We start from the raw sequence: 18,131 nt of genomic DNA, 5'->3' as shown, positions 1-18,131 counted from the left end.
CCGCCGCTTACCGAGAGCGGCGGACCGGGTTGATCGCGAAGGCCCCTAGCAAGGCGAAGAGGCAGCCGACGATATAGATGGCGGCGTAATTCTTGCCGCTCGCGCTGCCGATGGCGAGGATGATGGGGGCGATGGCCGGGGCCAGGGACTGGGGCAGGGAATTGGCGATCTGGAAGACGCTCATATCCTTGGCACGGTCTTCCTCGCTTGGCAGGATCGCCGCGAGCAAAGCCAGATCGACGGCGAAATAGAGCCCCTTGCCGATCCCCGCCAGGGCAACGCCGACAAGAAATTGCGACACGGATGGCGCAAGCGCGATGACCAGAAAGCCCGACGCTTCCAGCGCAGCCGCGACGAAGATCAGCGGCTTGCGACGGCCGGTCCAGTCGGTGATGAAACCGCCAACCAGCGAGATAGCGATGGTGGCCGATGCGATGATCGCCATCGACTTGACCATCACCTGCGTCGCGTCAGATCGGCTGAGCGATAGCTGGTCGGTCAGGAAGAAGAGCTGATAGGTCAGCAGGAAGGACCAGGCCATCATGATCAGGAAACGGCTGCCAAAGGCCCAGCTGAAATCCCAGTCGCGGAACGGCGCGAAGATGGAGCGCAGCATGATGAGCGGATTCATCTTGCTGTCGCTGCTGACCGCTGGACGATCGGGCAGGATGACACATAGGGTCAAGACGCTGGCGACCGTGATGCCAAAGGGCACCAGGAACATCAGCAGGTCCGACGATTGCGTATATTGCGTGATCCAACTCCCGACAAAGGTGCCTGCGGTCGATGTCATGCCGAGCATACCGGCAACGCGGCCCTGCATGCGGAAGGGAATGATGTCGGGCAGGATCGGCAGGCAAGCGGCTTGCATGGCATTGAATCCGGCCTGACAGATGACCCAGCCGATGCCCAGCAGCAGCAGATTGGGCGCGGTGCCAAGGATGGTCAGCCCCAATCCGCTGACCAACAGGCCACCGACCAGCCAGGGGCGACGACGGCCGAAGCGGCTGCGGGTGCGGTCCGAGAGCGCACCGCAGATCGGCGTGATGACGAGCGCGACAAAGCCGCCGATGGCGAGGATGATGCCAAGCCAGCGGCCCTTTTCGGCTTCCCCCGCAATTTCACTAACGCGCAGCGCGATGGTCATAACGACCGGCGTCAGCAGGGCGATCCAGATGCCGAACTGGGCCAGCACATAGATGGCGATGAAGCCGATCGACACCGGCGGACGCCCCTGATGCACGGTCGGTTGACCGATCATGGCCGATAGGCCTTGCCCGCAGCATCGGCTTTTTGTTTGGCGGGCGTATCGGCGAACAAGTCGTTCATCTTCGATGGCAGGTTAGGCTGAACATACCAGTCGGCCGGGAAATCGGCGGCGCGGGTGCCATCGATCTTGCGATGGACCAGGCCCGAACTCGTCTTGCGGGTGTAAGGGACGACATGCTCGCCCTTGCTGTTGCCGAGCTGGTCGAACAGCGCCTTGCGCAGGGTGATCTTGGTGTCGAGCCAGGCCGGGTCTGCGATCAAATTATGCATCTCATCCGGGTCAGTCTTGAGGTCGTACAGTTCCTCCAGATCCCAGACGCCATGATATTGGATATATTTCACCCGGTCCCGCTCGATCGCAAAGGTTGTGGGGGTCTGCGGGAAGCTCCATTCCCAATAATATTCATAGACGAAATCGCCGGGATTCCAGGCCTTCTCGTCGATCTTGCCTTCGGCCACGGACAGGAAACTCTTGCCCTCCATCTGCTGCGGCTTGGCGACATGGGCGATGTCGAGGAAGGTCGGCGCGAGGTCGAGGTTGCGCACGACCGCCGGATTGGTGACGCCCTTTGGCACTATGCCCGGTGCCCAGACGATCATCGGCACGCGGACCGAGGGCTCATAGGCGTTGCGCTTGTCGATCAGGCCATGTTCGCCGATCATGAAGCCATTGTCGGAATAGAAAACGACCATGGTATTCTTGTCGAGCTTGTTCTTCTTGAGGTAAGCCATGATCCGCCCCAGACTGTCGTCGACGGGGCTGAGCGTGCGATAATAGTCGCGGACCTGCTCGGTCATGGGATTGTCGGTATGATAGGGGAAGTCCGCGCCATGCCAGCTGTTGCGCTGATTCTGGACCCAAAGAGGCTTGCCCGCATTATTTTCCGGCGTGTTCGCCATGCTGGCGGGCAGCTTGATGTCGAGTCTGCTATATTGGGTCTTGTAGCGTTCGGGCGGCAACGGGTCGCTATGGACGGCCTTGTGGCTTAAATAGAGGAAGAAGGGCTTGGACGTGTCGCGGCCCTTTTCCAGCCAGTTCATCGCATAGTCGGTCAGTTCGTCGGTGATGTAGCCGGTGCGCTTCACCGCCGTTCCATCGACGTTGAGCATTTGCCGATCGCCCGCCGCGAGCCGTTCGGGTGAGAGCAATTCGGTCGGGAAATAGGTGCCCTGCCCCTTGAAACTCACCCATTTGTCGAAGCCTTCGCGCGGCGCATCGGTGTCGAAACCCATATGCCATTTGCCGAAGAAGCCGGTCTGATAGCCTGCCTGTTGGAGATATTTGGGGAAGAAGGTCAGCCCTTCCTCCGAACTATTATTATTGTCGACCACGCCATGGTTGCGCGCGGTCTGGCCGGTCAGGATCGTCGCGCGGCTGGGCGAGCAGAGCGAGGAGGTGACAACGGCGTTGGGGAAATAGACGCCATTTTTGGCCAGCGCGTCGATGTTCGGCGTCTGAAGGCCCGGCGTCAGAAAGCCCATCGCATCATAGCGCAAGTCATCGACCAGCACGAAGATCATGTTGGTCGGCTTTTGCGGCGCGTTGACGGGCTTTGCCAGCACGCCCGGTCCTAACAAGGTGCAAGCGGCAAGCGCAGCAGCGCGCAAGGCGCGGCGGGCGTTCTTCATGAGCGGTTTTCCTTCTTGTCGCGGATGATGCAGCGAAAGCCGATATGGCTGGTCGAACTATCCACCGCCTGCGGGTGGCGGGCGGCCGGGCGATAGCGCTGGCAATAATTGGGCGCGCATAGATGGGAGCCGCCCTTGAGCACCTTGCGCGGGATCGGCGCATCGGGGTTGGCGGGGTCGAGGCTTTCGCGCTTCGTGCCGCCGCGCGGATTGGCGGGGACGCAGCAGCTACCCTTGGCCTTGCGCTCGATCCGGTGCTGAGCGAACCAGTCGGTCGTCCATTCCCACACATTACCGATCATGTCGAACAGGCCATGGCCGTTGGCGGGATAGGTGCGGACCGGCGAGGTCCGTTCATGGCCATCGTCCAACGTGTTGGCGAAAGGGAAGGCCCCTTGCCAATAATTGGCCAACATCGCGCCGCCGGGTGCCAGTTCGTCACCCCAGGCGAAATCCGCGCCGCCCAGGCCGCCGCGCGCAGCATATTCCCATTCCGCTTCGGTCGGCAGCGATTTTCCGGCCCATTTTGCATAGGCCTCCGCATCCTCGAACGCGACGTGGACGACCGGATGATCCTCCAGCCCGTCGAGGCTGCTGTCAGGGCCATGGGGGTGCCGCCAGTCGGTGCCGAAGCTGAACTGCCACCATTGGCTATAGTCGGCCAGATCGACTGGGCCGCGTGTGCGTTGGAACAACAACGATCCCGGCTGCGCCAGGGCCGAGTCCATGCCGGGATAGTCTTTGGGGTCCGGCGCAACCTCGGCCAAAGTGACGTGGCCGGTCGCCGCCACGAAGCGCGCGAAATCCCGGTTCGTTACCGGCGCCTCGTCGATCCAGAAGCCATCCACCTGAACCCGGCGGACGGGCGCTTCTTCGGGATAGAAACGGTCCGATCCCATCTGGAACGCGCCGCCGGGCACATGGCGCATGCCGTCGGTCATTGGTCGCCGCCCACCACGATCCCCGCGCCGCGCGGATAGGCGGGGGGTGGGCCATCATCGGAAAGATCGGGACGCTGGGCCTCCACATCAGCCATCGACCGGGGCAGTGAGAAGGGCAAGCGGCCCTGTGCCGTGGCGCGGCCTGCAACCACGTCCAGCACGGCGGCATCGCTCGCGCCGAAGGTGACGATCAGGGCGCGGGCCAGGGGTTCGATCGCGGTCAGGATGGCCGGGCGGTCCATCTCGATGGCAACGATGGTGGGGACATGGGCGGCGGCGCGTGCGATCGCCTGTACATCCTTGTCATCGCCGCGGAAGTCCAGCCGCCCTTCATGCTGGCGAGAGCCGAAGAAATGATGGGGGTGCAAGGTTTCGAACGGCGTCGCGGTGCGGATCAGCGCGACCTGCGCCTGTGCGGGATCGTCCACCACGACGAAGCCAGCGGCGCGAGCTGCAACCGGATCGACGCCGTGCAGCCAGATGCGCTGGCCCGGCGCCACCGGCAGGGTTGCGCGATCGTTGCGCAACAGCACTTGGGCATCGCGCTGGACCGCATCGGCTTGGCGCTGGGCCTCAGGATTGCCGACGATCCGTGCGGCCGACTGTTCATCGACATAAGGGTTGTCGAACAGCCCCTGTTCGAACTTCAGGCGCAGCACGCGGCGGGCGGACTCGTCGATCCGCTGGATGCTGACCAGCCCCTTGGCGATGGCGTCAAGGATGGGCGCGGGGTCGTCGGCACCGCCGAACTGGTCGATGCCGGCCTCTATGCCCTTGGCGAAGCGGGCGGTCTTGTCCGCTTGCTCCATGCCCCAAGGCATGCCGATCGATGCGGGCGTCTGCGGGTTGGCGGCATCCGGCGCGACGCAGGCCTGCGGACAATCGCGGGTGATCGACCAGTCCGATACGATCAAACCGGCAAAACCTTTGTCGCCACGGAGCAGGCCGGACAGCAATTGTTTGTTGAAGCCGCCGCCGACCGGCTCGATCGGCTGCCCTGCGACCTTTGGCCCCTGGACGATGACATAGGTCGGCATGACGCCTGCACTGCGCGCGGCCAGTGCGCCATCGAAGGCGCGGATATGGTCGGCGAAGGAAGCGTCGGTGAAAGTGGCATGGCGGCCATAGCCATTATGCCCGTCAAATCCCTCCGGCTGGGCGCCATAGCCGACCCAATGTTTGACGACGGTGGCGACGCCCTGTGCAGTGACGCCCTCGGTCCCCTGCTGGAATCCTTCGACATAAGCACCGGCCAGGCGCGATACCGTGTCCGGGTCAGACCCGAAGGTCGCCGAAAAGCGCGCCCAGCGCGGTTCGGTGGCAAGGTCAGCCTGGGGCGACAGCGCCATATGGATGCCAACGGCGCGATATTCGGCGCGGGCGATATCGCCGAAGCGACGCATGACGGCCGGGTCGTTCAGCGCTGCAAAACCGAGCATGTCGGGCCAGAGCGAAAAGCCGCCGCCGGTCGTGCTGGCCCCCAAGGTGGCCTGGAAATGGTGGCGCGGGTCGGTGCTGATCGTCGCTGGAATGCCGAGCCGTCCGGCCTCTGCCAGTTTCTGGATTGCATTATTCTGGGCTGCCAGTTGGGCAGGCGGCACGACGAGCCGGGTGATGAAGCTGGATATGTGGCGATCGCGCATCAGGCGGGTGGTGGCGGCCTGGTCATATGCCTGTCCGGCAAAGCCGATCGATGATCCGGGCGTCGGCAATGTCCCGTGCAGCATCAGCCCGGCCTTTTCCGCCAGCGTCATGCGCGCCAGCAGATCCTCGACCCGCTCATCGATCGGGACATGCTTGTCCTCATAGGGATCAAGCCGAGCATTATGATTGAGATCGCGCCAGCCCGTCGGTGGCGCGGCAGCCGCGCTGAGCGTAAAAAGCGCGATAGACGCCGCCAGCCATTTGCTCAAGCCTACCATCGCAACTGCCCCTTGCCGCAAAATGCATCGACCGGGCTGACCCCGGTAAAGGCGGCCTCCCCTACCAGCCGTTCGACCAGCGCCGTCTGAACGTCAGGCAGCGAAGCGTAGGCATTGACATAGGTGGAGAAGTTCGGCGCGTCATACAGATAATAGGGCTGGCCAAAGGAGATGAGCAGCGTCGGAATTTCCCGGTTGAACTGGATCATCGCATTGCGGGGACCAGCGTGGAGCTTGGCGAAATCGAGGAAGATATGACCAAGGCCCGGTGTCGCTTCCTGGCCGATGAGATAGAGGACGAGGTCGGTGTCCTCCGACGTCGGCATAGCTTCGGCGTCGAAATGCCGGACCGCAAAGCCCCGTTGTTCGAGGCCTTGTACCAGCGGGGTGAAGTCGCGGTCCGGTGCGCCTGCGAAGAAGCTGGTGCCCGCGTCCGATATCACAACGACGCGCTGGTGGTGCGCGGGGCTGATCGGTAGGAGCGCGTCGCGATCCTTGACCAGCGTCAGACTATCCGCGACGGCGCGCCGGGCGACATCCAGATGGCCGGGACGGCGCAAGGCTTCGCGCACCTGCGGCAGGGGGGCGATCCGTTCATTAAGGGTCATACGGTGCAGACCGAGCTTCGCCTTGAGCGACAGGCAGCGGGTGACCGCTTCATGCAGACGACGCTCCGACAGGCGGCCTTCGCGCAGCCCTTTAAGCATCAAGGCCATGTCCTGCGCCGGATCGCGGCTGAACAGGAACATGTCGCAGCCATTTTCGATGATGGCAGGCACGGCTTCGGCGCGCCCCATCCAACTGGTGATGCCACCCATGACGGTGGCATCGGACAGGATCAATCCGTCGAAGCCAAGCTGCCCGCGCAACAGCTCTTCGTTCAAAAGGCGCGACACCGACGCCGGTTCAAAGGCCTGCGCACCCGCGCGCGGCAATTTGTCCCGTATATAGGCGGGCAGCGCAATGTGGGCGGACATGATCGTCATAACGCCATCGTCGATCAGCGCGCGGAAGATACGGCCGAAGGTCGCTTCCCATTCGGCGAGGTCCATGTCGTTGACGCTGGTGACCAGATGCTGGTCGCGATCGTCCAACCCGTCGCCCGGCCAATGCTTCGCGCAGGCGGCAACGCCCTGTGCCTGCAGCGCGCGGATATAGGCCTTGGCCTGGTCCAGAATGCGGTCGGGGTCGGAGCCGTAGGAGCGCGTGCCGACGACGGGGTTGCGGAATGCCCGGTTGATATCCACGACCGGGGTGAAGGACCAATTATAGCCAAGCGCGCGGCTTTCCTGGCCGACGATGGTCGCGAGTTGGGTGCTCAGCGCAATATCGTCACACGCGGCGATGCCCATCTGGTTGGGAATGGCGGTGGTGAAGGGATAGCTGACCGTTCCGCCTTCAATATCGCCCGACAGGATGAGCGGCACGTCCGACCGCTCGACCGCATCGCGGGCCGCCGCCCAGGCCGCATCCAGATCGCGCGTCGGAAAGCGGTGAATGCCACCGGGCGCGTGCGCGAGCAGTTCGTCAGTTTCCGCCACACTGTCATGGCGCGAGGACAGGATGAACAACTGCGCGATCTGCGCCTCGACACTCAGGGCGTCGCGCGTGCGCTCGACCCAGCGTGTGTCCTCAGGTGACAGGGCAAGCGGAGAGGTGCTTTGCGCTACATCGGTCGACAGGGATTCACGGCCAATATTCATGCGGGCGAACCTTGCGGGTTCTTCATCGGTTCAGCTCCCACCAACAACAGGGGCGCGACGGCGATCTCGCCGCCGCGCCGTCGGATCAGAACTTCACGCCGAGGGTGGCGCCAAAGTAGCGGTCCGCATCCTTGTTGAAGGTGCCCACGAGGTCGGTATTGCCGCCCAGGAACGACGTATGGCCGATGCTGGTGAGGTAGTTTTCGTCAAACAGGTTCTTGACGAACAGGGTCAGGCTGTAGCGACCATCGATCTGCTTCACGCCGATGCTGGCATCGACCAGCGTATAGGCAGGTTGTTCCAGCAACGGATCCTGCTCGACCGAGAAGTTCATCGCGCTCTGGAAATTGACGCCGACCTGCGCGAACGCAGCCAAGTTCGTGCCCGTTATATCGGCGTCATAGCGGGGTGCGAAGCTGATCTTCCAGCGCGGACTGACCGGCAATGTCGCGCCGCGCAGGTTCTGGACCGGCGTGACACCGGCGGCTGGGCGGTAGCAGATGTTCGTCGGCATGCCCGTCAGAACCGGCGCACCAGCATTGAACTGCTGTGCGCAATTAAGGCCATCAATGTCAATCGTGGCCTTCGAATAGGTCACCGCACCCATCAGGCTGAAATGATCGTCGGGACGCACGGTGACTTCGATTTCGAAGCCCTTGGCGCGCGACTTGCCGGCATTGGTCGGCGCGAACTGGGTAATGCCCAAAACCAGATCCGACCGGTTGGCCTGCACCTGCAGGTTGGAATAATCCGCCAGGAACAGCGCCGTGCTGACGCTTAGCACGCCATCGGCGGTGCGTCCCTTGAACCCGATTTCATAGGCATCGACATCTTCGGGTTCCAACACCGTCTGGTTGGCCAGATTGGCCGAAATTTCGATGTCATAACCCAGCCCCTTATAGCCGCGCGTGTAGCTGCCATAAATCTGCGCATTGCGGCTGAATTCATATTGCAGACCAGCCTTGCCGGTAATGGCCGTATCGTCCGCTGTCACCGATCCACTGACCGGCGCATTCCCTGGCAAAATCGCATCGCCCGGCACCAGCGGTGCGATCCGGCTGCCGCTGTTGGTGCCCTTTTCATATTGCAGGCGCAGGCCGCCGATGGCCTTGAGACCGCCGGTGATGCGATATTCGACCTGACCAAAGGCAGCGACACTGTCCTGCTTCAGGCGGATATTGCTGGCCGAAGACTGGTAGATGGTGTTTTCGGGCGCGCACGGCTGGCCGAAGGTGCCCGCCGTGCAGCGCACGCGACGACGGTCAAAGGGCCGCTTGATGTCGGAATGCATGTAGAACACACCCGCGACATAGTTGAAATCACCGCTATCATTATTGGCGATGCGCAGTTCCTGACTGAACGCGCTGATGTCCAGGCCACCGCCATTGCGGCTCCAATTGGCATAGGGCGCGGCAGCCCCGACGAACAAAGGCACTGTGCTGTTGATGCGCTCGATCGGCTGGTTCACATCCAGCTTATAGTCCTGATAGGCCGTGATCGACGTTACCGTTGCACCGCCCAGATCCCAATCCGCCTGTAGCGAATAGGTCTGTTGGTCGCTGTTGGAATAGGTCACCGTCTCATCATTGAGGTTCCGGTTTTCACGGGTGGCATTGATCGGACCGACGAGCGTCTGGAGGTTGGGATTGTTGATCGCGATCCAGGTCGACGCACAGCAATCCGCTTCGGTCTTGCGATATTCGCCGGTGAAGAGGAGGTTCAGATTCTCGGTCGCGTCCCATTCCAGCTTGCCGCGCACGCCCCAGGATTTGGAGCCATTGTCCCAGCTGTCCGTGGCGATGTTGCGGGCGACGCCGCGCACGTCGTTGTAGAAGCCGGTGACGCGGGCGCGCAGCGTGTCGCTGATCGGGCCGGACACGGTGCCGCGGGCGCGATATTCATCATGCTCTGCGATGGTCACTTCGCCGCGACCTTCGAACTCGCGCGAGGGGCGCGCGGTCGTGACGCTGATGACGCCGGCCGTCGCGTTCTTGCCGAACAACGTGCCCTGCGGCCCGCGCAGCACTTCGATACGCTCAATGTCAGCGAGGTCGGTAAAGCCCTGCGTCTGGCGCACGGCAACGACGCCATCAATGACGGTCGATACCGACGATTCAACGCCCTGACCGAAGAGGGCGGTGCCGATGCCACGAATACGGAAGCTGCTGTTGGTGGGCGTTGCACCCTGCTGGAAGGTCAACGAAGGGACGGCCTGCACCAGCGAGGCGCTGTCGTTGATCTGGCGGTTAGAAAGCGTGTCCCCCGAAACGGCAGTGACCGCGAGTGGTACGTCTTGCAGCCGCTCTGCGCGCTTTTGCGCGGTGACGACGATGTCGGTGCCGGCATTATTGTCGTCGACTGCGGCCATCGCTGCATCTTGCGCAAAGGCCGGAACCATGTTGGCGGCGGCGAGCGTCGCGATCAGCCCGATCATGGACGAACCGGACAGACGTTGAGTGACCTTAGAAGCTTTCATAGTACCTCCCCTTTATGCCTGTCGGATTGATTTCCGACGTTTGCAAGCAAACAATCTGGGCTATGCGACCCGAAGCGCCCATTGATCTTGTAGCGCTACATGTTGCCTTCCGACCCTTGAGTCAAACAAATATGTAGCGCTACATATTTTTCCGGGTGGGGTTGTCGCTTTTCCGACACAGGGCGCGCCCGTGCAGGCGATTCATGGATTGAAGCGCAGGCGCGTTAAGCTATGGAAGAGCATGGGTTTGGGAAAAAGATGACAAGACGGCCGAGCAAGACGATCACCATCAAGACCGTCGCCGAACTCGCAGGCGTGTCGCCCATGAGCGTGTCGAACGTTCTCAACAACCGGCATAAGGTGCGCGAAAGCACGCGGCAGGCGGTGATGGACGCCGTCAAGACGCTCAACTATTCCCTCAACCCTGCGGCCAAGTCGCTGGCTGGCTCCGGCATGACCCGCATCGGCCTGATGTATCGCAATATCGAAAATGCGTTTCTCAGCTCGATCCTGATCGGCAGCCTCGAAACCACCAACCGCATGGGCGCGCAACTCTTGTTGCAGCCGCTCGAAGTGGGCGATGCCGGGGAAGTGGCGGCGGGTATTCAGACCCTTATTAGCAACGGCGCGAATGCTATCCTGATCGCCCCGCCCTATTGCGAGATTGCCAATAGCCACGGCCTGACCAAGGACGCGCCGGTGCCGATCGTGGCGCTTTCCCCCGGCGACGATCTGACTGACGAATATTGCATCCGCATCGATGATTTCGCGGCGGCGCGCGACATGACGCGCTATCTTATCAGCCTCGGCCATAAGGATATTGGCTTCATTCGCGGGGCCGGGCATCATCTGATCAGCAGGACGCGCCGGGATGGCTACATCGCCGCGCTACAGGAAGCCGGTATCGCCCTACGCCCCGAACTGATCGCTGATGGCGATATGAGTTTCGAATCCGGGCTGGACGCCGCGCAGACGCTTCTGAGCCTGGCCCCCCGGCCCACCGCCATTTTCGCCAGCAACGACGATGTCGCGGCGGCCGTTACGTCGCTGGCGCATCGGCAGGGGCTGGATGTCCCGCACGACCTGTCGGTCGCGGGTTTCGATGACACACCCATTGCGGTGAAGATCTGGCCTGCCCTCACGACCGTTCGCCATCCGGGGGCAAGGATCGCGTCGGAAGCGGCGACGCTGGGCATCATGCTGGCGCGGGGAGGAGATGCCCCGACAAAAAGCGCGACCCATCTCGACTATATGCTCGCCATCCGCGAATCGACTGCGCCGCCGCATGGGCCGGGCAGCCATTAGATCGTCATCACCGCTCATCATGCTGCCGACGCGGCGAAATTGCGGGCCAGGTCGACGAAGGCCTTGAAGGCGGCGGATGGGTTTCGTCGGTTGGGATAATAGAGGCACAGTGGCGCGAGCGGCGGCGTCCAGTCTTCCAGAACACGGACCAGACGGCCCGCCTTCATGTCCTCGCGAATGTCGGACTCCATGAGGAAGCCGATCCCAACATCGTCCAGCACCGCCATGCGCGCGAGACTGGCCTCGTCCAGCGTCATCGGACCATCGACATCGATCTGCACCGCTTGCCCCGCTTTTTCGAACTGCCAGCGAAACAGGCTGCCGTTGGGCAGCCGGACACGCAGACATGGATGCGCAAGCAGATCCGGCGGGACCAGCGGCGTCCCATGCGCCGCCAGATAGGCGGGTGACGCAACGACGGCATAGCGTCGATACAGACCGAGCGGAATAGCGATCATGTCGCTCGGCACCAGGTCGGCCGTGCGAATGCCCGCATCAAATCCATCCGCCACGATGTCGACGAGCCGCCCTTCCGTGACGAGATCGATATGGACCTGCGGATAGCGGCGAAGATAGTGCAGCAACAGGGGCGAGAATATCTCCCGCGCGGCCGTCGCAAAGGCGTTGATGCGCAACGTGCCTGAGGGCGTTGCCTGCTGCGACCGGGCGGCATCCATCGCCGCATGAATATCCTGCAGCGCCGGGCCGACCCTGCCGACAAAATCGCGCCCCGCATCGGTCAGCGAAACGCTGCGGGTGGTGCGGTTGAACAAGCGCACGCCAAGCTGCCGTTCCAGCTTCCCGATGGCGTTGCTCAGGGCGGTGGTGGAGACGCCCAGATCAATCGCCGCCGCCCGGAAGCCCCCCCTGCGCGCGATCGCGATTACCGCGTCGAGTTCGATCAGACCATGCCGCATCATTGTCCCGCTTTTCGTAACAGCGCATCCCGATCTATCCCGATTATCATGGCGCGCGTCTACCGCTAACTTGGGTGACAAGATCCAACCCTGGATGCACGGCGGCCCGTGACACGGATCATCCGCCCCTTTGCTATCCTGGACAGGTCGAAACGCATGGAAGGAAACCAGATATGACGGTTCAACTGCCCCCGCCCATCGCCGCCTATTTCGCGGCCGATGCCAACAAGGACGGCCATGTGGTAGCGCATTGCTTCACCGACGACGCCGTGGTGAAAGACGAAGGCAAGACGCATAGCGGGAAGGACGCCATCCGGGACTGGAAGGCGCAATCCTCCACCACCTATCGCTATACGGTGGAGCCTTTTGCCATCGCCACTGATGGCGCGCGGACGGTCGTGACCAGCCATCTCGAAGGCGACTTCCCCGGTAGCCCGCTCGACCTGCGCTATTTTTTCACGCTCGACGGGGACAAGATCGCTGCCCTTGAAATCATCCCATGAGCGCGGGTCATCGCCGGATCAGGCCCGCTAACTCTCAAATATCTGACCGATTGGAACCCACCGCATGACGCCTTTTCTGACCTTGCAGGGGAAGCGCGCGCTGATCACGTCGGGTACCCGTGGCGCGGGCGCTGCGACGGTCGGCCTGTTCCGCGAACTTGGCGCGCAGGTTCTCACGACTGCGCGCACCCCGCCTTCGGGCAGCCCGGATGCGCTGTTCGCTGCTGCTGATCTTACCACGGCCGAAGGTTGCAGCGAATTGGCAAGCGCGGTGCGCGATCGGCTGGGCGGCGTGGACATCATCGTTCACATGCTAGGCGGATCATCGGCACCAGCGGGGGGATTTGAAGCGCTGAGCGATGCAGAATGGCGCAACGCCCTGGACCTCAACCTCATGCCCGCCGTCCGGCTCGATCGCGCGCTGCTGCCGGACATGCTGTCCCGCGGCAGTGGCGTGGTGATCCACGTCACCTCCATCCAGCGCGAACTACCCCTGCCGGAAGCGACCACCGCCTACGCCGCCGCCAAGGCGGCGCTTTCCACCTATAGCAAGAGCCTGTCCAAACAAGTGTCGCCCCAGGGCGTCCGGGTGGTGCGGGTGTCGCCGGGCTGGATCGAAACGGAATCAGCCGTCGAACTGGCAACCCGACTCGCAGCCGAGCATGGCGGCGACATCGCCCAGGGCAAGAAGATGATCATGGACTCGCTCGGCGGCATTCCGATCGGCAGGCCATCGACACCGCAAGAGGTCGCCAGCCTGATCGCTTTCCTAGCGTCCGACCGGGCGGGGACCATCACCGGCACCGAATATGTCATCGATGGCGGGACCGTGCCAACGGTGTGAGAATGATGTGTTCCTACGGGCACCGGAGGATCGAGGGTAAAATAGGAACCTAGGTGTTTAGAGTATCCGTGATAGTCAAGCGCATGCAGTGGTCCAGAGACGATCTGCCCTGAGTAGCGCATTTGCGGTGACGATGAGCTTTCGCATGATGGCTGTGATGGCGATTTTGGCGGGTTTTCCGGCAGCGATGAGCTGCTGGTATTTGGCCTTGAGGTTTGGATTGAATCGGGCGGCGACCAGAGCAGGCATGTAGAGAGCCTGTCGGACATTGGCCCTACCGCCGCGGATGAAGCTTTTGCCTTTCCATTGGCCGGACTGGCGCGCGACCGGGGCAAGTCCGGCGAGCGAGGCAGCCTGCTTGTTATCGAGCGATCCGAGTTCGGGCATGGTGGCGATGATCTGGTTGGCGGTGAGTGTGCCGAGGCCAGCGATGCTGGTGAGAATGTGGTGGCGCCGGACGAGCTTTTCATCTGCGGCAATGACGGCCGCGATTTCAGCGTCGAGCGCAGCGATGTGGCGAGCGATCTGTTCGAGCCGTTGGCTGCACTGGCGCTTAAGCAGCGTGACGGTGAGGTTCTTTTCGCGGTTTTTGAGCGCGGTGCGATCACGCACCAGACCATCGCGGGCGTTGACGAGTTCGGCCAGTTGGTTCTGCTGCGGGCTTCGGGCGGGCCTGACCGGGGGTTTCAGCGTCACCGCCATCCGTGCGAGCAGCCTGGCGTCGATGCGATCGGTCTTGGCGAGCGTGCCTGTCGCCTGAGCGAAGCGCCTTGCCCGTTCCGGGTTGAGCTTGACGCAGGGCATATGGCCGAGCGCGACCTCCAGCGCGCGGTGGTAGATGCCGGTAGCCTCATAGGCGATCCGCTCGACCTCCCATTGCCCGGCCCATGCGATCAGGGTCTTGTGGCCCTTGGTGGTGTTGGGGAACTGGCGCTCGATCCCGATGGGATGGACATAGCAGTCCAACGTCGCTTTGGAGATGTCGATGCCGATGGTTTGTGGTAGAGAGTTGCTCATCTTTTTCGCTGTCCCATGCTTGTCATCCGGGCCTTGAAAGCCCCGGTATCCGTTCGGGCCTGATGAAAAAGAAAGGGGCGATCCTACTCTAACCCGGTCCCTTCACGACCAGCGGTTTTGCGATCCGTCCCCTTCCGTCCGGTCCGGGGTGGCCACCCCGGACCGGACATCGCATCCTGACCCGAACGGACCGCAAAGTCATAAGACAAGCGGTTTTCGACCGTTATGAATCGTTGAGGGATTTCCACGGGGCGTGATTTCTGATTCAGAGTCTGTGCTGGTGAAGGAGGCCAGCATGGATGGGCCAACCTCTATCGATGGATTTACGTAAGCGGCTTCTGGCGGCGATCGATGCCGGGATGAGTTGTCGTGCTGCGGCGGCTCGGTTTGGTGTAGCGCCCTCGACAGCGATCCGTTGGCAGGATCAGCGGCGTACGACCGGCAGCTTTGCTCCCAAGCCTCAGGGTGGCGATATGCGATCGCGCCGGATCGAGGAGCGGCAGGCTGAAATCCTCGCCATATGGGAAGCGCGCAAGGACATCTCGCTTGAAGAACTGCGGGCGGCGTTGATCGATCTGGGCCTGCACGTCTCGGTGGCCGGGCTTCACCGCTTCTTCGTTCATCACGGTATGACGCGCAAAAAAAAGACTGGCCATGCAATCGAGCAGGACCGCCCCGATGTCCTGAGCCAACGACATGACTGGTTCGATGGTCAGCTCGATCTTGACCCCGAACGGCTCGTGTTCATCGACGAGACCTGGACCGCGACCAACATGACCCGCAGCCATGGCCGCTGCGCCAGGGGCGAGCGCCTGCGGATGGGCTTCCCGCACGGCCACCGCAAGACGACCACGCTGGTTGCCGGATTGCGCATGACCGGAATGGTCGCGCCAATGGTGCTCGATGGCCCGATCAACGGCGACTGGTTCGAAGCCTATGTCACCCATGTTCTCGTGCCCGAACTGCGGCTCGGCGACGTTGTCATCATGGACAACCTGTCGAGCCACAAGCGCGCATCGGTGCGCGAGCGGATCGAAGCGGCAGGCGCAACCTTGCGCTTCCTTCCGCCCTACAGCCCAGACTTCAATCCCATCGAGAAAGCCTTCTCCAAGCTCAAGGCCATGCTCAGGAAGATCGGCGAGCGCACGGTGAGCGGCCTCTGGAACCTCATCGGCAGGCTCGTGGATATCTTCCAGCCCGGAGAATGCGCCAACTACTTCAGCTCGTGCGGATATGATCCGGACTGATCGAAAAGCGCTCTATTATACTGCTATGGTTGCGGGAGGACGATACAACCGAAGCCGACATTCACTCTCTACTGTTATTTAAGCATGTCTCGATACTTATCTAGATCATCGAGCGTATCGACGTCGAACCCTAGCCCCGCTCGCACGATAATGGCAGCATCGGTGCGCTGTTGCCGATGATTTGCCAAGCTGCCCGGCCCGAAGGCAAATTGGAAAGGGCCACCGTCCGCAAGTGCGACAGCATTGGTCCCCCGCCCGTGCCTGTCCGGCGCGAACGCCGCGCCGCTCGCTGAAGCTGCGGCCAAAAGGGACACCACATCGTCGACAGTCAGGCAGGGCAGGTCGGCATGAACGATAATGATCGGCCCATTGCCCAAATCATCCCGCGCCGCCGCCAACTCCTCGTTCAGTCCGCGCCCCTCGTCCCGCAACGATTGGCACGGCAAACGCGGAACAGCGGCGGGGGCGAGCAGATGCACGGCGGCAATGGATGGCACGTCGGACAAGCAGCTAATGACCGCCTCCGCCATGGCAGCGGCCAATGCCTGTCGCTCCGGCACATCCAATGTTGCGCTCAACCGCGATTTGGTGTCTGGCCCTTGTTTCCACGGGACGATCGCGGTCCATACCATTAGGCGCGCAATCCGGCCGCCAGATCGAGCGCTGCTTGCGCCACCCGCATTTTGTGCGTCAGCGTCGTCATCAATGTCGCGCAATGCGCAACGGCGATGCCCGGCGCGTCGCACCGATCGCCGCTGTCGATCAGCATAGCATCGATCAGCCCGGCATAGTGGTGCGCAATGCTGTCATTATCGACCGCCATGTTGAGGTCACCCATCAGCTTCGCCGTGGGTCCCTTGACCGCTTTGCCGCCGATCAACGGTGACACAGCGACGGTCGGCGCGGCAGTCTGTTCCAGCGCCGATCGCAGGGCGGGCACGGCCAGCAGGGGATCGACACTGAGAAAGGGATTGGACGGCGCGATGAGAACGACGTCGGCCGACAGGATCGCATCCACGACGCCGGGGGCCGGTTCGGCCTGCGCCGCGCCATCGAACAGGATGGACCGCACGGCGGGTTCGCACCGCTGTTCCACGAAATAGCGCTGAAATTCCAGGCGGCCGCGATCGGTATCCAGCATTGTGGCGACGGGCTGATCGCTCATCGGCAAGATGCGGATGGGGATGTTCCAGCGAGCGGCGAAGCGGGCCGTGACCTGCGAGAGGCTTTCCCCCTGCGCCAGGGTATGGGTGCGCAAGACATGGAGCGCCATGTCGCCATCGCCCAGGGCAAACCAGTCCGGGCCGCCCAGTTCGCGCAGCCCCGCCATGAACGCCCAGCTTTCACCTTCGCGGCCCCAGCCCTGCGCGGCATTGGCCTTGTCCGCCAGCGTGTAGAGCAAAGTGTCGATATCGGGCGAGACATGCAGGCCCAGATGCCGGAAGTCGTCGCCAGTATTGACGATCGCGGTCAGCGTGTCTGGCGGCAGGATGTGCGAGAGGCCGAGGACAAGCTTGGCCCCGCCGACCCCACCGGTCAGGACGACGACGCGCTTCATGCGAACAGATCCTCATGTGACGGGCGGACCAAGTCCGCGGCGGGGCGCGACGCGCCCGCCACGGCGTAGCCGCGCAGCAGGGCGGCGGGAATACCCTCCGCCCCCTCCCCCGTGGCCAAGCAGGCGGCGGTTGCGATGATGTCCCCCAAGGCGATCTGGGTGACTTCCAGGGTTCGGCCGTCTCGGTCGATCTCGCCGCGTCGGTCGTCCAGCGCGGGCAGCCCCGCCGCACCAATGGCGACCGCCACGACGCCCATGCGCCAGGGCCGGCCGAAACTGTCCGATATGATGACGGGCATGGCGAGTTGCCGGTGCAGCGACGCGGCGGTCGCATCCGGATCGACCGGCAGCAGCAGCGCGCGATCGCCCGCCCCTGCGCCGATGTTGGACCGGTCTATGCCCGCATTGGCCATGACATGGCCCAGCCGGTGCCGGGCGATCAGCACATGGGGCACGGCGCGGATGATGGCGCTGGATTCGTCGAGCACCAGTTGCACCAGCCGGGCGTCCTTGCGGGTGATGTCCGCCAGCCTGAGCGCTTCATCGCCGGGCACGACATCGTCCAGCGCGACGAAGCGCCCCTGCGCCTTCGACACGATTTTCTGGGTCACGACCAATATGTCGTCAGGGCGCGGTTCGATGCCGCACCGATCCAGCGCGCCGCGCAGGACGTCCGCCAGATCGTCGCCCGGCTGGACCTCCCCAATCCCTGTCAGGGGGATGATTTCTATCATTGCGTCACGTCTTCTCCCGGCGGCATCGCCTGTCCTGCGATGCCGCCGCCCCCTGCGTCAACCCTG

General features: G+C 62.9%; 15 protein-coding genes. 4 read left to right on the top strand and 11 right to left on the bottom strand.

Going from position 1 to position 18,131, the window contains the following annotated elements; translation table 11 throughout:
• Window positions 1-7 precede the first annotated feature (7 nt).
• From ACZ2HM_RS22030 to ACZ2HM_RS22005, 6 genes are all read right to left on the bottom strand, one after another.
• Window positions 8-1,261, bottom strand: a complete 1,254-nt coding sequence (locus ACZ2HM_RS22030) for an MFS transporter (protein WP_470427027.1) — start codon at window positions 1,259-1,261, stop codon at window positions 8-10.
• Window positions 1,258-2,898, bottom strand: a complete 1,641-nt coding sequence (locus ACZ2HM_RS22025) for a sulfatase family protein (protein WP_470427026.1) — start codon at window positions 2,896-2,898, stop codon at window positions 1,258-1,260. The genes ACZ2HM_RS22030 and ACZ2HM_RS22025 overlap by 4 nt, the downstream gene beginning before the upstream one ends.
• Entirely contained in the window at window positions 2,895-3,827 is a 933-nt protein-coding gene (locus ACZ2HM_RS22020; RefSeq protein WP_470427333.1) for a formylglycine-generating enzyme family protein, read from the bottom strand. Before ACZ2HM_RS22020 ends, ACZ2HM_RS22025 begins: the two co-directional genes overlap by 4 nt.
• 8 nt (window positions 3,828-3,835) lie before the next feature.
• Window positions 3,836-5,761, bottom strand: a complete 1,926-nt coding sequence (locus ACZ2HM_RS22015; protein WP_470427025.1) for a glycoside hydrolase family 3 protein — start codon at window positions 5,759-5,761, stop codon at window positions 3,836-3,838.
• On the bottom strand, window positions 5,755-7,464 hold the full coding sequence (locus ACZ2HM_RS22010) for a glycoside hydrolase family 3 protein (RefSeq protein ID WP_470427024.1): 1,710 nt from the start codon (window positions 7,462-7,464) through the stop codon (window positions 5,755-5,757). Before ACZ2HM_RS22010 ends, ACZ2HM_RS22015 begins: the two co-directional genes overlap by 7 nt.
• Before the next feature lie 85 nt (window positions 7,465-7,549).
• Window positions 7,550-9,940: a TonB-dependent receptor gene (locus ACZ2HM_RS22005; protein ID WP_470427023.1), complete on the bottom strand. Its 2,391-nt coding sequence runs from the start codon at window positions 9,938-9,940 to the stop codon at window positions 7,550-7,552.
• 258 nt (window positions 9,941-10,198) lie between these two features.
• On the opposite strand from ACZ2HM_RS22005, the gene ACZ2HM_RS22000 reads away from it, so the two are divergent.
• The gene (locus ACZ2HM_RS22000; RefSeq protein WP_470427022.1) at window positions 10,199-11,245 is read left to right on the top strand and encodes a LacI family DNA-binding transcriptional regulator; all 1,047 of its coding nucleotides are present in this window, start codon (window positions 10,199-10,201) and stop codon (window positions 11,243-11,245) included.
• Between the two features lie 17 nt (window positions 11,246-11,262).
• Here the strand turns inward: ACZ2HM_RS22000 and ACZ2HM_RS21995 are convergent, their stop codons facing one another.
• The gene (locus ACZ2HM_RS21995) at window positions 11,263-12,165 is read right to left on the bottom strand and encodes a LysR family transcriptional regulator (RefSeq protein WP_470427021.1); all 903 of its coding nucleotides are present in this window, start codon (window positions 12,163-12,165) and stop codon (window positions 11,263-11,265) included.
• 170 nt (window positions 12,166-12,335) lie between these two features.
• Here ACZ2HM_RS21995 and ACZ2HM_RS21990 point away from each other — a divergent pair, with 170 nt between their 5' ends.
• On the top strand, window positions 12,336-12,665 hold the full coding sequence (locus ACZ2HM_RS21990) for a nuclear transport factor 2 family protein (protein ID WP_037475601.1): 330 nt from the start codon (window positions 12,336-12,338) through the stop codon (window positions 12,663-12,665).
• A gap of 64 nt (window positions 12,666-12,729) precedes the next feature.
• A complete protein-coding gene (locus tag ACZ2HM_RS21985) occupies window positions 12,730-13,509 on the top strand; it encodes an SDR family oxidoreductase (protein WP_470427020.1) in 780 nt (259 codons plus the stop codon).
• Between the two features lie 75 nt (window positions 13,510-13,584).
• Here the strand turns inward: ACZ2HM_RS21985 and ACZ2HM_RS21980 are convergent, their stop codons facing one another.
• Window positions 13,585-14,526, bottom strand: coding sequence for an IS110 family RNA-guided transposase (locus tag ACZ2HM_RS21980; protein WP_006966739.1), 942 nt, complete (start codon window positions 14,524-14,526; stop codon window positions 13,585-13,587).
• A 299-nt stretch (window positions 14,527-14,825) separates the two neighbouring features.
• Between ACZ2HM_RS21980 and ACZ2HM_RS21975 the strand changes: the two genes are divergently transcribed.
• Window positions 14,826-15,773: an IS630 family transposase gene (locus ACZ2HM_RS21975; RefSeq protein ID WP_470427019.1), complete on the top strand. Its 948-nt coding sequence runs from the start codon at window positions 14,826-14,828 to the stop codon at window positions 15,771-15,773.
• Window positions 15,774-15,847: 74 nt separating this feature from the next.
• Here the strand turns inward: ACZ2HM_RS21975 and cofC are convergent, their stop codons facing one another.
• Genes cofC through cofE form a run of 3 tightly spaced genes read right to left on the bottom strand, consistent with a single transcriptional unit; the run spans window position 15,848 to window position 18,065 of the window.
• A complete protein-coding gene (gene cofC, locus ACZ2HM_RS21970) occupies window positions 15,848-16,405 on the bottom strand; it encodes a 2-phospho-L-lactate guanylyltransferase (RefSeq protein WP_470427018.1) in 558 nt (185 codons plus the stop codon).
• Window positions 16,405-17,331: a 2-phospho-L-lactate transferase gene (gene cofD / locus ACZ2HM_RS21965; RefSeq protein WP_470427017.1), complete on the bottom strand. Its 927-nt coding sequence runs from the start codon at window positions 17,329-17,331 to the stop codon at window positions 16,405-16,407. Before cofD ends, cofC begins: the two co-directional genes overlap by 1 nt.
• Complete coding sequence (gene cofE / locus ACZ2HM_RS21960) at window positions 17,328-18,065, bottom strand: coenzyme F420-0:L-glutamate ligase (RefSeq protein ID WP_470427016.1); 738 nt, start codon at window positions 18,063-18,065, stop codon at window positions 17,328-17,330. The genes cofD and cofE overlap by 4 nt, the downstream gene beginning before the upstream one ends.
• Between the last annotated feature and the right edge of the window lie 66 nt (window positions 18,066-18,131).

This window comes from Sphingobium sp. KKT206 (assembly GCF_055640555.1).
The sequence above is the reverse complement of the archived record's forward strand: the minus strand, read 5'-3'. Positions and strand labels throughout refer to the sequence as shown.